This is a genomic window from Polaribacter sp. P097 (genome assembly GCF_036864555.1).
Lineage (GTDB): Bacteria > Bacteroidota > Bacteroidia > Flavobacteriales > Flavobacteriaceae > Polaribacter.
Genome location: NZ_JAZETJ010000001.1, coordinates 385,500 through 401,018, shown reverse-complemented (window position 1 = coordinate 401,018; position 15,519 = coordinate 385,500). Strand labels below are relative to the sequence as shown.

Below are 15,519 nucleotides of genomic sequence, written 5' to 3'. Positions count from 1 at the left end.
GGATGAAAAACATTTTTAAAATATTTATAAAAAGTACTGCTGTTTGTTTATTAACAGTAGTACTTTTTTCATGTTCTAATAACACTCAAAAAGCTAGAGATTTCTTAGCTGATAAAAATTTACCTGTAGGTACAGCCAAAAATATTTATCATATTTATAAAGATTCTGGTAGAATTACTTCTAAGCTTATTACCAATAAAATGTTAGATTTTAGTAATAGGCAAGCTCATCCTTACAGTGAGTTTCCAAATGGAATTAAAATCATAAATTTTGAGAATAAAGGTGTAGATTCTGTAACCATAATTGGAGATTATGCTATAACCTATTCTAAAACATCCATTTCTGAAATTAGAGGTAATGTAGTTGTAAAGAATCATACAGATAAATCTAAACTAGTAACAGAACAATTATTTTGGGATGAAAAAACAAAGTATTTCGTGTCAGAAAAACCATTTACCCTAACCAAAGAAAACGATACCATATTTGGTATTGGCTTTGAATCTAAAGATGATTTGTCTAAACATCTCGCAAAAAAGACAACAGGAAAATTAGAAACTTCAGAAAATTAAACTATGACTAAAATTTGGAAATTTTTTCAATATGGATATTTAATGGTCGCTTTTATTTGTTTGGTAGAAGGTATAGTTCGTTTTAATACAGAAAGAACTAGAGCTTATTTGTTTCTTGGCTTTTCAATTTTTATTACATTAGTGTTTTTCTTTAAAAGACATTTTAGAAAAAAAGTTGAAAAAAGAAATAACCAAAATAAGTAATACGTATCTTTTTTAATGGAGGTCGAACTCATTATTATCATTATATCTATTCTATTATCTGCATTCTTTTCAGGTATGGAAATTGCATTTGTTTCTGCAAATAAAATGCATATTGAGTTAGAGAAAAAAAGAGCTGGTTTTATACCTAAAATCCTAACGATTATTACCCAAAAATCTTCTAAGTTTATTACTACAATGCTTGTTGGTAATAATATTTCTTTGGTAATCTACAGTTATTATATGGGTAGTTTACTTATAAGACTTTTTCCTTTAGAAGGTTATAATGATTTTTCTATTTTACTAATTCAAACAGTAATATCTACTATAATTATTTTAATAACTGCTGAGTTTTTACCAAAGGCTATTTTTAGAATTTACGCCAATGAAGTTTTAAAAATTTTTGCAATACCTGCTTATATATTTTATTACTTGTTTCATTTTTTCTCAGAGTTCATCACCCTAATTTCTGATTTTTTTCTGCGTGTTTTTTTCAAAACAAATTCAGATGAACAGCAAACAGAGTTTAGTAAAGAAGAATTAGGGAATTACATTAATGAACAATTAGAAATAGGAAATGATGATGAAGAAGTAGATTCAGAAATACAAATTTTTCAGAATGCCTTAATTTTTCAGAATGTGAAAGCAAGAGAAGTGATGGTGCCAAGAACAGAAATTATTTCTGTAGAAATTCATGAAACGGTTACCAATCTTAAAAAGCTTTTCATAGAAACAGGTTTGTCTAAAGTATTAGTTTACAAAACTTCTTTAGATGATGTTTTGGGTTATGTAAATGCATTTGAATTATTCAAAAAGCCAAAGACTATAAAGTCTATTTTGCTGCCTTTAGAAATCGTTCCAGAATCTATGATGATTAACGATATTCTAAACACTCTAATGAAAAAAAGAAAAAGTGTTGCAGTGGTAGTGGATGAATATGGAGGTACTTCTGGTATGATTACAGTAGAAGATATTGTAGAAGAATTGTTTGGAGAGATTGAAGATGAACATGATTCTCAAGAGTTTTTAGAAGAGAAATTAAAAGATGATCACTTTAATTTTTCTGCAAGACTAGAAGTAGATTATTTGAATGAAGAGTATGACCTAAATATACCAAAATCTGAAGCCTATGAAACTCTAGGGGGTTTTATTATAGAGCACACAGAAAATATTCCTGAAGAAAAAGAGGTGTTAGAAATAGATAATTTTGAGATAACCATCCTTAAAATAAGTGGGGCAAAAATAGACGAGGTTTCACTTAAAATTTCTAATCTAGAAGACTAAATTATAGTTCCCTCATACACACTTCTTAAAATCACTTAACAAGCTACTAATAAGTAGAAATTGGGTTGCAATATTAAAAGCAAAAATGTATATTCGCCCACTGAAATTAATTTAAAAATCATATGGCAGTTTTATCAAAAATTAGAGAACGTTCAATGTTCTTAATCATCATTATTGGATTAGCACTTTTTGCTTTTGTATTAGATCCATCAACACTTGGTGATTTTTTCAATTCTAGTAAAGTAAATGAAGTTGGTGAGGTAGATGGAGAAGCTATTTCTAGACAAGAATTTGCTAATGAATTAGAAAGTTATAAACAACAAACTGGAGGTAGAGCTTCTGAGATGCAAGCAGCAAAAACAGTTTGGGATAATATCGTAAGAAAAAAAATCTACAAAAATCAATTAAACGAAGCTGGTATTACAATTGGTGAGGCTGATGTTTGGAACGAAGTTGTAAATGCACCTTTTGTACAAAACAACCCTCAGTATCAAAACGAAGTTGGTTTATTTGATGAAAATAAATTCAAGCAATTTTTAGCAGATACTAAAGAAAACAATGAGCAATTATGGGCTCAATGGTCTTCTTATATGAATCAAGTTAGAGACAATGCAGAAACAAATACATTTAACAATTTAGTAACTGCAGGTTTAGGAGCTTCTTTAAAAGAAGGCGAAATACAATATTTAATAGATAATACTAAATTAAATGGTCAGTTTGTATATGTACCTTATACTTCAATAGCAGATAGTTTAGTAAAATTAAAAAAATCTGAAGTAGAAGCATATATTCAAAGCCATAAAGATCAATTTCAAGTTGAGGCATCAAGAGATATTTCTTATGTAAAATTTGATATTGTTGCAACTCCAGAAGATGAGCAAGCAATAATGTTAGATGTAGCTGGTTTAAAAGAAGATTTTAAAACTACAGATAACGATGTGTTATTTTTATCTGAAAATGATTCTGATACTGGTTTAAATACAGGTTATGTATTTAAAAGTAATGTAAACGCAATTATTGCTGATGATTTATTTGCAGCAAATGAAGGTGACATTGTTGGTCCTTATAAAGATTTAAATGCAATTAAATTATCTAAAATTACAGAAGTAACTCAATTACCAGATTCTGTAAAAGCAAGTCATATTTTAATTCCTTTTGTTGGTGCTCAAAGAGTAGCTGCAGATGTTACTAGAACAGAAGAGGAAGCAAAGCAATTGGCAGATAGTTTATTGGCAGTAGTTAAAAGAAGAAAAAGCAAGTTTGCTGATTTAGCAAAAGAATTTTCTTCAGATCAAGCTTCAGCAGTTAAAGGTGGAGAATATGATTGGTATAATTACAATAGAATGACTCCAGCTTTTAGAGATTTTACCTTTGAAGGTAAAAAAGGAGATATGGATGTTGTTAAAACTCCTTTCGGATTTCACGTAATTAAAATAGACGATCAAAAAAATAAGCAGAAGGTAATTAAAATGGCAACATTTAGTAAAGATATTGTGCCTTCTGAAGAAACTGAAAATGCTGTTTTTAGACAAGCAGAAGAGTTTGCTTTAGCCGTTTCTAAAGAAAATAATTTCTTTGATGCTGCAAAAGAATTGAACTACAAGCCAAAGCCAGCAGTAGGTTTAAAAGTTTTAGATGAAAGTGTACCAGGAATTGGTAACCAAAGACAAATAGTTAGTTGGGCGTTTAATAATGAAACAGATGTAAATGCTTTTAAGCGTTTTGATTTAGAAGGTAGTCATGTAGTTGCTTTTGTTACAGGTATAGAAGAAGAAGGTTTAATGTCTGTGAATAAAGCTACAAGTAAAGTTAGACCAATCTTAATGAATGAAAAGAAAGCTGCTTTAATTGCTGAAAAATTCAATGGATCTGATTTACCAGAAATTGCAAAAGCAAACAATACAAGTTTAAGAACTGCAAGTAACATTACATTAAAAAGTCCTACTTTATCTGGTGTTGGTGTAGAGCCTAAAATTGTAGGTGCAATGTATAATGCAGAAATTGGAAAATTATATAACAAAGTAGAAGGTAATAGAGGAGTATTTGCTTTTAAATTAACAAGCATAGAAGAACCAACTGCTTTACCAAATTACGATGCTAACAGAAAACGTATTGCAGAAGCTAGAAAAAGACAAACATTTAAAATGTATGAAGCTATTAAAAAGGCTTCAGATGTAGAAGATAATAGAGCTTTTATGTACAGTAATTAGTACAGGCTTTAATAACTAAAAAAAATCCGTTCAATTGTATTGAACGGATTTTTTTATACCCAATAATTTAAGAAGATAGATACTAAGATTAACCACATAAAAAAAGCCTTTTTGAGTAATCAAAAAGGCTTTTTAGATATTGTTTAAATGGCTTTAACCATTCATTGAGATTAAGAACTCATCATTATTCTTAGAGAACTTAATTCTTTCATTTATAAATTCCATAGCTTCAATAGGATTCATATCAGCTAAATACTTACGTAAAACCCACATTCTTTGCACTGTTTTATCATCTAATAATAAATCATCACGTCTTGTAGAGGATTTAATTAAATCAATTGCAGGATAAATACGTCTGTTAGAAATATTTCTATCTAACTGAAGCTCCATGTTTCCTGTACCTTTAAATTCTTCAAAGATTACTTCATCCATTTTAGAACCAGTTTCTGTAAGAGCAGTAGCAATAATGGTTAAAGAACCACCATTTTCTATGTTTCTTGCAGCTCCAAAGAAACGTTTTGGTTTGTGTAATGCATTTGCATCTATACCTCCAGAAAGAATTTTACCAGATGCAGGTGCAACTGTGTTATAAGCTCTTGCCAAACGTGTAATAGAATCTAATAGAATTACAACATCATGCCCACATTCAACTAAACGTTTTGCTTTTTCTAAAACAATGTTTGCTACACGTACATGTTTATCTGCTGGTTCATCAAAAGTAGAAGCAACTACTTCTCCACGAACACTTCTTTGCATATCTGTTACTTCTTCTGGTCTTTCATCTATCAATAAAACAATCTGATATACTTCTGGATGATTGGCAGCAATTGCATTAGCAACATCTTTAAGTAGCATAGTTTTACCTGTTTTAGGCTGTGCTACAATCATACCTCTTTGCCCTTTTCCAATAGGAGAGAATAAATCGATAATTCTTGTTGATAACGAAGAACCTTTCTCTGCTAAATTAAATTTCTCTTGAGGAAATAATGGAGTTAAATGTTCGAAAGAAACTCTATCTCTTACAACATTTGGGTTTAAACCATTAATCTTAGAAACTCTAATTAAAGGAAAATATTTTTCACCTTCTTTTGGTGGCCTTACATTACCTCTAACAGTATCTCCAGTTTTTAAACCAAATAATTTAATTTGACTTTGAGATACATAAATATCATCAGGAGAAGAAAGGTAATTGTAATCTGAAGAACGCAAGAAACCATAACCATCAGGCATCATTTCTAGCACACCTTCACTTTCAATAATTCCATCAAATTCAAAATCAGGATCTCTATATCTGTTGCCAGATTTATGATTTCTGTTAGAGTTGTTTTTATCTCTATTCTGATTTTTATTATTTTTTTGATTGCTGTTATTTCTCTGCTGATTATTATTGTTATTGCGTTGTTGATTCTTATGAACAGGTTTTTGGTCCTTATCTTTAGCGTCTACTTTTTTATCTGCAGGATTGTTTTTTACTGATGTAGTTTTAGCAGCATTAGAATCTGTCTTCTTAACTTCTTTTACAGGTTCTTTAAAAGTTTCTTTTCTAGCCTCAGTAGTATTTTTAACTTCAGGAGTTTCCTTTTTTTCTGGAGTTGGTTTAGTAGGTGCTTTTTTTACCACTCTTTTTCTCTTAGGCTTTTCTGCTTTAGTAGGTTCTTCTGTATTTTCTACTTTTTTAGCTGAAGCAGGATTTGCTGCTTGAGTGTCTAGTATTTGGTATACTAAATCTAATTTTTTAAGTTGACTTGTTTTGGTAAGACCAATAGTCTTTGCAATTTTCTGCAGATCTGCAAGAGTTTTTGCTTTCAGTTCAGAAATTTCGAACATTTATATGATAATTAAGTTATAATAGATCTTAAAATTTTAAGATATTTTAAAAATATTTTTTGATTGTCTTTAATTGTATATAGTACTATACAATTTAATTTGTGCGGTTATTATGTTACAAATATATGCTTTTTTTTTCACTTTTAAGTTTTTCTTTTTTTAAAAAGAAATTCTATTTTTGCAACTCAATAAAAAAGAATGATTCAAAGAATTCAAAGCATATATTTACTTTTAGCCTCAATCGTTTCTGGAGGTTTAATTTTTGTATTTAATTTATGGAATACAATTAAAGAAAAAATATTTGTTGTAGATTTGTTTTCAAGAGAGGCAATAACTGTTAAAGTAATTCCTTTTATGTTCTTAGCGTCTGCAATTCTATCTTTAATGGCAATATTTTTGTTTAAAAATAGAAAATTACAGTTTGTAATTGGGCGTGTTATAATTTTGATAAACCTTTTTTTATTAGGGTTATTGATTTATTTATCTCTAAATTTATCTGGAGAAACAAATGTTTCTGAGAAAGGTATTGGGATGTTCTTACCGATTTTAGTTGTTTTGCTTATTGTTTTGGCAAATAAAGCTATTAAAAAGGATGAAGATCTTGTGAAATCTGTAGATAGATTACGATAATTCAAATAGATAGTATATTTAGTGCGAAAAAAACCGAGATTAGTTTCTCGGTTTTTTGCATTTTATACGAAATCTTATTTTATAGATTTAAAATATCATTCTATCTTTATCGAAAATTATGATAAATATAAAATATTGATTATCAATATTTTGTAAATTAAGTATCCCCATAAATAGGGATGCCTATCCCCATAAATGGGGAGGGTAAAATTTCCCTATAAATAGGGATTGTGGTAAACTAATAAGTACTTTAAATTTGTAATGTAACAATGAAACAAAAAATATACGTTCATGTAGCTGATGATCACAAAATTTTAATTGAAGGGATTATAGCTGTAATAAATACTGATGAAGATATAGAGATAAATGGATATTCTCTAACAGGCAAAGAGGTAACAAATTGGTTCGATGATAAAAATAACAAAGCCGACGTTCTAATTTTAGACATTACAATGCCAATCTTAGATGGTTTTGAAGTTCTTAAACATTTTAATAGTAATAAGATAGATCAAAGGGTAATTATCCTTTCTAGTTACGATGATATAAAAATTGTACAAGAAATGCTGAGCCTAGGTTGTAAAGGATATATCACTAAAAATTATGCTGGCGAACATATTGTGAAAGCAATAAGGGCAGTAGCGAATGGAGAGCAATATTTTAGTGATGACATACAGAAAATATTATTACAATCACTATCTAAAGAACAAATGCCTCAAGGCGATTTACCTAATAAATTTTTATTAGAAACGCTTACAGAGAGAGAATTAGACGTGTTAAGGTTAATAACAAAGCAACTTAGCACACCAGAAATAGCAGATAAATTAAACGTGAGTGCTAGTACAATTGACTCACACAGAAAAAAATTATTAAAAAAACTAAAAGTTAAAAATGCAGTAGGTTTAGCAATGTATGCCGTAAAAAATAAAATAGTGTAGCCCCCACATATTAAAATTTTCTTTAATCAATAGTAATTGATTACCCCTATAAAGATTGTTTTAATTCCCTACACTTGTTACTAACCATGGTTACATTGCAATGCCTACCTTTTTTAAATAAAAAAAATAAATCCAAATTAAATAAATACCATGAAAACGATTAAATTAATTGCACTCTTTGTTACAGGATCTTTAACATTGGCATCTTGTTCATCTGATGAAACTTCTTTAGAAGCTAATCAAAAAACTAGTTTATTAAAAACTTACAAAATTCAAAGAGATGCTTCTGGTGCTTATTCTTTAGATTTAAACTTATCTGATAATACAAAAGTTGATAACTTTTTAGATATTGATAGTAATACCAAGCAGTATTTTTTATCAGAAAGCGACCAACAAACTAAAAGCTCTTTATCTGATAATTTAACTATTAGCGATACAAATATGAAGATTGCGTTTGTTGATGCAGCAACTAACAAAGATGAGTATTTATATGTTGAGGATGATAATATTACTTTAAGTGCTAAGTCTAATAAAGTAAGAAGGTTAAAAGATTATAGTATTGTAGCTGAAAGTGATGGTACTTATACTTTAGATTTTAAAGTAAAGAATAAAACTAATGTTTCTTTCGTATTTAATTCTGAATTGCAGGCTTACGAAGTTCATTTAGAAAAAGATAAAAAAGCAACAACAACAGATTTTTCTAGAACTTTAGAAAAGAATGAGGGTGAGCCACTAACTATTCATTTCGTAAATCATAAAGAAGGTAGTTCAAATAAGGGTATGGCTGTTTTAATTAGAAAGCCAATTATTATTATTGACTATTAATAATTACTTTTGAACTAAATTCAATTCTTTTTTTAATTGAAAACAAAAAAATATATTTTATTGATAATAACTTTATGCTTCAGCTTTAAAGTTTTATCAATAAGTCATAAAGAGCCTTTGATTTCAAAGGTCTCTTTTTTGTTATATACTACACAAGACTCAACCTATTTAGAAAAATATAATACTTTAGAAAAGTTGCTGGATAAGCAAGAGTATGAAGTTGCTTTAAAAAATGCATTAGATCTTCTAAATCAGGATATTGATAATAAAACTAGGTATAAAACATCATTAATAATATCACAAATATTTGCAAATAATAATAGTGTTGAAAAGTCCATAAGTTATGCTAAAAGATCTCTAAAATATATTAAAGAAGATTCTATTATCTCAGAAGGTAAAACTTCTTTATTACGGAATAATTTTTATTTAAGTAAGGCATATTTAAATATCGGAAATGGATTTTTGAATTTAAGTTTGAAGGACTCTATTAGTGGATTAATATATCGTGATTCTGCAAAAAATTATTATGATAAAGTTATAAATATTGATGGTTTAGATAAAAATATACAGTCAATTAAAGCAAAAGCTTCTTCTAATTTATCTGGTATATACATGCAAGATTCAGCATTTAAAATGTCTGAGAAATATGCTAAATACGCGATTTCAATTCATGAAAATTTAAATAATAAAATTTCTCAATCAGCAGCATTAGGTAATTTGGCTAGTAATTATTTAAATCAAGAAGATTATGTACAAGCTAAAGCTACCTATAAAAAGGCATTAGATTTAATTAAATTTGATACAAGCTTAAGAGCAACAAGAATAAGAGAACAACTATATTTCAATTTAGCTTATAACCTTTACGTATTAAAAGATTACAAAGCATATGAAACTCAAGAGAAATCGTATAATATAAAGGATAGTTTAAGAGATATAGAATATCGAGCAATGCTTGAAGATCTTGATTTTAAATATGATTTTGATTCTCAGAAAAAGATTCTTTTAGAAAAAGCCAAAGTAAAACGATTAGAAGATCAACAGATTTTTTTAGGAATAGGTATTGCCTGCCTTCTTGTAATATTTTCTTTAATCTATAAGATTAAGTTGAATAATTTAAAGCAAAATAATCTCGCTTTAAAATTATCAGAAACCAAACTTTTACAGAATCAACAAATAGACAAATTAAGATCTGAAACTCAAGTTAGGATTTTAAATGCTACTATTGATGGGAAAGAATCAGAAAGAAAGCAAATTGCTGAAACTTTACACGATAGTGTAAGTGCATTATTATCTTCTGCTAATCTGCATTTGCAAGCAACTAGAAAACAGTTTAATGGTTCTACACCATTAGAAATAGATAAAACTCAAGAAATTATTGCAGAGGCATCTCATAAAATTAGAGATCTTTCACACACACTAGTTTCTTCTGTTTTGCTAAAGTTTGGTTTAAATTTTGCAATTAAAGAAATCGCTACAAAATATTCAAATTCTGAACTCATCATAGAAACAGAGATTGAGAAAGTAGCCAGATATCATCAAAATTTCGAAATTAAAGTTTACAATATTATCAATGAGCTTATTAATAATATTCTAAAGCATAGTATGGCTAAAAAGGCTTTAATTACCCTAAAAGAAGAAGAAGGTAAGCTATACATTACCATAAAAGATAATGGAGTTGGTTTTGATAAAACAAAAATTAACGAAAATCATGGTTTAGGTATCAATCAAATAGATGCTAGAATTCAAATGATGAAAGGCTATTTTAATATTGATTCTTCAAAGAAAAAAGGCACTAAAATCACTATTGAATTGCCTATTGTTGAACGTGAAATTATGAGCCACGTTTAGCCAATTCAATAACTTCCATATTTTCAATTTTCCCTTTATTTAATTCAAAACGAAGCATGGTTCTAATTTTATGAAACCCATGATTGCCTGCTGCACCAGGATTTAAATGAAGTAAATTAAGTTTTTTATCATATACAACTTTTAATATGTGAGAATGCCCAGCAATAAAAATATTTGGTGGTTTCTCGTTAATTTCTTCTCTAATTCTTTGGTTGTATTTATTAGGATATCCACCTATATGTGTCATCCAAACTTGCACTTGCTCCAAACTAAATTTAGCATCTAAAGGAAACTCTGCTCTTGCATCTTTATCATCTATATTGCCATACACTGCACGCAAAGGTTTTAGCTTTTTAATTGCGTCAGTCACTTCTAATTTCCCAATATCTCCTGCATGCCAAACTTCATCTGCTTGTTTTACAAATTTTAATATTTGATCATCTATATAGCTATGGGTATCAGATAATAAAAGTATTTTTTTCATAAATGTATAATCTTAAGAAAAATTTAAGTGGGCAATACCTATCAAAAGTAAGTATAACAAAATAAATTCCGTAATTTTGAACGTTTGAAAATCAAAGATTCTTGAGGTATTTTATAGAGCTTTCTTATAATGGAAAAAACTATCATGGTTGGCAAATTCAACCAGATGTTATCTCAGTACAAGAAAAGTTAAATTCTGCTTTAAGCACAATTTTTCAGCAAGATATTCAGGTAGTAGGGGCAGGAAGAACAGACACAGGAGTTCATGCCTCACAAATGTTTGCTCATTTTGATGTTGATAAAAACCTTAAGGGTGATTTTGCATTTAAATTGAATTCCATTTTGCCCAAAGACATTGTAGTTTATAAGGTTTTTTTAGTAAATGATGAAAAGCATGCAAGGTTTGATGCAGTTTCTAGAAGTTATGAATACAAAATATGGTTGGGTAGAAACCCATTTTTATTAGATTTTTCATGGCAAATTCATTCTCAGAAACCAGATTTAAAGTTAATGAACGAAGCTGCAAATTTGCTAACAGAATATACAGATTTTCAGACTTTTTCTAAGGTAAAGACAGAGGTTTATACCTTTAATTGTGATGTTACAGAAGCTTTTTGGGAACAAAAAGGTGAGGAGTTAACTTTTCACATATCAGCAAATAGATTTCTAAGAAATATGGTTAGGGCTATAGTTGGCACGTTGTTAGATGTTGGTTTTGGTAAAATATCTATAGAGGATTTCAGAAATATTATAGAGAGTAAGAATAGAGGTAATGCAGGATTGTCAGTTCCTGCAAAAGGATTATTTTTAACACAGATAAAATATTAAGGTTTGGCAGAGAATTCAGGTAATGCTTTTGATATGAAAATTTTTAAAAGACTAATGTCTTTTGCAAAACGTTACAAGTTATATTTTTTTATTGCTTCATCTTCAACCATATTATTAGCCTTATTTTCAGTTTTATCACCTTATATTTTAATCAATACTGTAGATGATTATATCCTAACTAAAGATAAAGAAGGTTTATTGAATTATACCATGCTTATGCTTGGTGTTTTACTAATAGAGGTATTGTTACAGTTCACTTTTATTTACTTTGCAAACTGGGTTGGTCAGCATATTATTAGAGATATTAGAGCTAAAATATTTAGACATATTTTACAGTTTAAAATGTCTTATTTCGATAAAAATTCGGTGGGTAAACTGGTAACCAGAGTAGTGTCAGACATAGAAACAATAGCTGCTTTTTTTAGCAATGGAGTGTTTACAATTTTAAGTGATATTCTAAAAATGTTTGCAGTAACAGTAATCATGTTAATTCTAAACTGGAAACTGGCTTTAATTACTTTATTAATTCTACCAATTTTAATTTATGCTACTAAATTATTTCAAGTGGCTATTAAAGTAACTTTCCAAGAAGTAAGAAATCAGGTAGCGAATTTAAATGGTTTTGTGCAAGAGCGAGTTACAGGAATGAAAATTGTACAGCTATTTAATAGAGAAAAAATAGAATATCAAAACTTTAAAGAAATCAATCAGAAGCATAAAAAAGCTTATATAAAAGCCATTTGGTATTATTCTGTGTTTTTTCCTATTGCCGAAATTTTATCATCAATAGGTATTGGTTTAATTGTTTGGTTTGGTGGTGGTCAGGCCATACAAGATACTGGCATTACTGTAGGTATGATTATGGGTTTCATACAATTTGCTCAAATGTTGTTTAGACCTTTGCGTCAAATTGCAGATAAGTTTAACCAATTGCAAATGGGTATTGTTGCTGGTGAAAGAGTTTTTAAAGTAATAGATACTGAAAGCACTATCGATAAAAACGGAACAGTCGTCGCAGAAAATTTAGAAGGTAATATTTCTTTTGATAAAGTTAGATTCAGTTATGTTGAAAATGAAGAAGTGTTAAAGGGCATTTCTTTAGAGGTGAAAAGTGGTCAAACGATTGCCATAGTTGGTGCAACAGGCGCAGGTAAATCTACAATTATCAATCTAATCAATCGTTTTTATGAAATAGATTCTGGTACAATTTCGGTTGATGGTGTATCTGTGGCTAATTACGATTTAGAGAGTTTAAGAGATCAAGTTGCAATTGTCTTACAAGATGTGTTTCTATTTTCGGATTCAATCTTAAATAACATCACTCTAAAAAATAATAGTATAACAGAAGAAGAGGTAGAGGAAGCTGCCAAGCAAATAGGAATTCACGATTTTATAAAATCGCTTCCTGGTGGTTATCATTACAATGTTAAAGAAAGAGGAGCCATGTTATCTTCTGGTCAAAGACAATTAATTGCGTTTTTGAGAGCATATGTTAGTAAACCTAGTATTTTAATTTTAGATGAAGCAACTTCTTCTGTCGATTCTCATTCAGAACAAATGATTCAGTATGCTACAGAAACAATTACTAAAGGTCGTACTTCTATTGTAATTGCTCATAGATTGGCAACTATTAAGCAAGCTGATAAAATTATTGTAATGGATAAAGGTTTAATTGTGGAAGAAGGTTCGCATTCTGAATTGCTACAGAAACGAGATGGATATTATAAGAACTTATATGATAAACAATTTAGTTTAGATAAAGCTTCATAGTTTAAGTTAGGTCGTTTCTTAATTTCTCATTCAGTTCTTCTTGTGTTGCATACAAAACAAATTCACCATCTTTAATATACGAAATTTCACCAGTTTCTTCAGAAACAAGAATACAAACAGCATCGGTTTTTTCACTTACACCAATAGCTGCTCTATGTCTTAAACCAAACCTTGCAGGTATTTTTGTACTGTCTGAAATAGGTAAAACTACCCTAGTTGCAACAACATAATTATCTCTAATTATGGTAGCACCATCATGTAAAGGGCTGTTTTTATAAAAAATACTTTCTAAGATAACTTCGTTTACAAGGGCATTCATAGAATCTCCAGTATTAATTAAAAAATCTAGACTATTTGTTCTCTCAATAACAATAAGAGCCCCTGTTTTAGATTTAGACATGTTACTACATGCTTTTAAAATCTTTTCTGTATCTATTTCAGATGTAATTTCCGACTGTAAAAATTTTAATTGCTTAAAAAAACTTCTTTTGTTAGAGAAATTGGTGGTACCTATCATTAATAAAAATTTCCTAATCTCTTGCTGAAAAACAATGATTAACGCAATAACTCCGCCAGAAAGTAAATAGCCAAGAATACCACTAAGCATCTCCATTCTTAAAGCCTGGGTAATTTTCCAAATTAAAAATATAAGAGCAATTCCTATAAAAATATTAATAGCAACTGTACCTTTTAATAACTTGTAAATATAATAGAGTAAGATGGCTACCAGTAAAATATCTAGCACATCTAAAAAAGAGAAATCTACAAAATCTAACATGTAAAACAATTCATTTGAAGTAAAAGTACTAATTAATTTTAGGAGTTCAATATGACTTTATTTATCAGTGTTATTTGGTGTAACTACTAAATGAGGAACATCATCTACATTCCAATCAATTACCAAACCTTTGGCTAAAGATTTTGCTATTTCTTTACCATAAAGTACTTCCGATAAATACAAAGCAGCTTCAAAAGATTTTGCACCTCCAGCAGAAGTGATGTATTTCTTATCGTGCACAAATAACACCTCTTTTCTAATATCTAAATTAGGAAACATAGCTCTCATCTTATCAATATCTGAAGGAAAAGTGGTGGAAACAGTATTTTCTAATAAACCTGCCTTAGCCAAAACAAATGCACCATCACAATGTGAAGTTACGTAGAGCGCATCTTTTGCTACTTTTTTTAAAAAGTCAATCATGGGTTTATCTTCCAAATCAGTATCTAGATGATGTTCTGCAGAAGGCACTACCAAAATGTCTATTTTAGGCAATGAATCTATTAGGTAATTATAATCTGGTAAAATACGTACACCTTCAAAAGTTGTAATTGGTTGGTTAGTATTAGCTACTATAAAAACATTCATAGCTTTAATGTTTTCCCTGTACTTTGTGTGTTGAAAAATATCAAAAGGAGCAGTAAATTCGGTATTAAACGTACCATCCATAATTAGAAAAGCAACATTATATCTGCCTTCTACTAATTCAGGCAGTTGACTTTTAATTTTTGATGTAGTACTTTCTTTATGATTACAATTTATAAAGAGAATGGCAGCAAAAAGCAAGCTTAAAAATTTCATATTCTAATGATTAGACGCACAATATAAAGCAAAAAAAAACTTTCTGTAAAGAAAGTTTTTAAATAGGATTTTGTTCAAGAATTAAATGAGCTCTTTTTCTTTCAGAGCTTCATCTAAATTCACTTTTATGTACTTATGACTTTTAAAGAAATATTTTCCGTTTTTTAATTGAATGGTTGCTTCAATTTTGCCGTCTTTTTTCTCTTCTAAAGAGGTGATTTCAACTTTTTGATTTACAATATTTTGATAAGTTGCAATTCCTCCTCTTTTAATGATAAAATTTTTTCTTGGAAATTTAATATGCTCATAATTATCCATTTTAACTTTAGCAATAGTAAAGGTGTCACCAACTTTTACTTGATCACTTGCTGTTTGAGAATAGTTAGAAAATGATAAAAAACAACACATTAATAGGGTAAAAATTGTAGTTTTCATAATTTTAAGTTTATTAATTTATAGATACAAAAATATAGTAAATTGTTATGAATGTAAAATTTTAAGCCAATTTCAGCGCTCATTTAGTAAAAATT

14 protein-coding genes are annotated in these 15,519 nt (G+C 28.9%); 9 read left to right on the top strand and 5 right to left on the bottom strand.

Annotated features, from left to right (window positions below; all coding sequences use genetic code 11):
- Positions 1 to 2: 2 nt before the first annotated feature.
- From lptC to V7R38_RS01995, 3 genes are all read left to right on the top strand, one after another.
- A complete protein-coding gene (lptC, locus tag V7R38_RS02005) occupies positions 3 to 569 on the top strand; it encodes an LPS export ABC transporter periplasmic protein LptC (protein WP_015482016.1) in 567 nt (188 codons plus the stop codon).
- A gap of 219 nt (positions 570 to 788) precedes the next feature.
- Positions 789 to 2,054: a hemolysin family protein gene (locus V7R38_RS02000; protein ID WP_334055833.1), complete on the top strand. Its 1,266-nt coding sequence runs from the start codon at positions 789 to 791 to the stop codon at positions 2,052 to 2,054.
- Between the two features lie 122 nt (positions 2,055 to 2,176).
- Entirely contained in the window at positions 2,177 to 4,264 is a 2,088-nt protein-coding gene (locus V7R38_RS01995) for a peptidylprolyl isomerase (protein ID WP_334055832.1), read from the top strand.
- 153 nt (positions 4,265 to 4,417) lie between these two features.
- Here the strand turns inward: V7R38_RS01995 and rho are convergent, their stop codons facing one another.
- Positions 4,418 to 6,091, bottom strand: a complete 1,674-nt coding sequence (gene rho / locus V7R38_RS01990) for a transcription termination factor Rho (protein WP_334055831.1) — start codon at positions 6,089 to 6,091, stop codon at positions 4,418 to 4,420.
- A gap of 198 nt (positions 6,092 to 6,289) precedes the next feature.
- On the opposite strand from rho, the gene V7R38_RS01985 reads away from it, so the two are divergent.
- From V7R38_RS01985 to V7R38_RS01970, 4 genes are all read left to right on the top strand, one after another.
- Entirely contained in the window at positions 6,290 to 6,721 is a 432-nt protein-coding gene (locus V7R38_RS01985; RefSeq protein ID WP_334055830.1) for a DUF4293 domain-containing protein, read from the top strand.
- Positions 6,722 to 6,990: 269 nt separating this feature from the next.
- Positions 6,991 to 7,656: a response regulator gene (locus V7R38_RS01980; RefSeq protein ID WP_015482022.1), complete on the top strand. Its 666-nt coding sequence runs from the start codon at positions 6,991 to 6,993 to the stop codon at positions 7,654 to 7,656.
- 150 nt (positions 7,657 to 7,806) lie between these two features.
- A complete protein-coding gene (locus V7R38_RS01975; RefSeq protein WP_334055829.1) occupies positions 7,807 to 8,481 on the top strand; it encodes a hypothetical protein in 675 nt (224 codons plus the stop codon).
- 138 nt (positions 8,482 to 8,619) lie between these two features.
- Complete coding sequence (locus V7R38_RS01970; RefSeq protein WP_334055828.1) at positions 8,620 to 10,329, top strand: ATP-binding protein; 1,710 nt, start codon at positions 8,620 to 8,622, stop codon at positions 10,327 to 10,329.
- Here V7R38_RS01970 and V7R38_RS01965 read toward each other — a convergent pair.
- On the bottom strand, positions 10,313 to 10,813 hold the full coding sequence (locus tag V7R38_RS01965) for a metallophosphoesterase family protein (RefSeq protein ID WP_334055827.1): 501 nt from the start codon (positions 10,811 to 10,813) through the stop codon (positions 10,313 to 10,315). The genes V7R38_RS01970 and V7R38_RS01965 overlap by 17 nt on opposite strands.
- A 101-nt stretch (positions 10,814 to 10,914) precedes the next feature.
- On the opposite strand from V7R38_RS01965, the gene truA reads away from it, so the two are divergent.
- Both truA and V7R38_RS01955 read left to right on the top strand, forming a co-directional pair.
- Positions 10,915 to 11,640, top strand: coding sequence for a tRNA pseudouridine(38-40) synthase TruA (gene truA, locus V7R38_RS01960; RefSeq protein ID WP_334055826.1), 726 nt, complete (start codon positions 10,915 to 10,917; stop codon positions 11,638 to 11,640).
- 3 nt (positions 11,641 to 11,643) lie between these two features.
- On the top strand, positions 11,644 to 13,410 hold the full coding sequence (locus V7R38_RS01955) for an ABC transporter ATP-binding protein (protein ID WP_334055825.1): 1,767 nt from the start codon (positions 11,644 to 11,646) through the stop codon (positions 13,408 to 13,410).
- 1 nt (position 13,411) lies between these two features.
- On the opposite strand, the gene cdaA is transcribed toward V7R38_RS01955, so the two are convergent.
- The 3 genes from cdaA to V7R38_RS01940 all read right to left on the bottom strand — a co-directional run bounded on the left by cdaA (position 13,412) and on the right by V7R38_RS01940 (position 15,424).
- Positions 13,412 to 14,188 carry a diadenylate cyclase CdaA gene (gene cdaA, locus V7R38_RS01950; protein ID WP_015482028.1) on the bottom strand — a complete coding sequence of 259 codons (777 nt, stop codon included), beginning with the start codon at positions 14,186 to 14,188 and terminating at the stop codon, positions 13,412 to 13,414.
- Between the two features lie 57 nt (positions 14,189 to 14,245).
- Positions 14,246 to 14,989, bottom strand: a complete 744-nt coding sequence (locus tag V7R38_RS01945; RefSeq protein ID WP_334055824.1) for a DJ-1/PfpI family protein — start codon at positions 14,987 to 14,989, stop codon at positions 14,246 to 14,248.
- A gap of 81 nt (positions 14,990 to 15,070) precedes the next feature.
- Positions 15,071 to 15,424 carry a dihydroorotase gene (locus V7R38_RS01940; protein WP_334055823.1) on the bottom strand — a complete coding sequence of 118 codons (354 nt, stop codon included), beginning with the start codon at positions 15,422 to 15,424 and terminating at the stop codon, positions 15,071 to 15,073.
- Between the last annotated feature and the right edge of the window lie 95 nt (positions 15,425 to 15,519).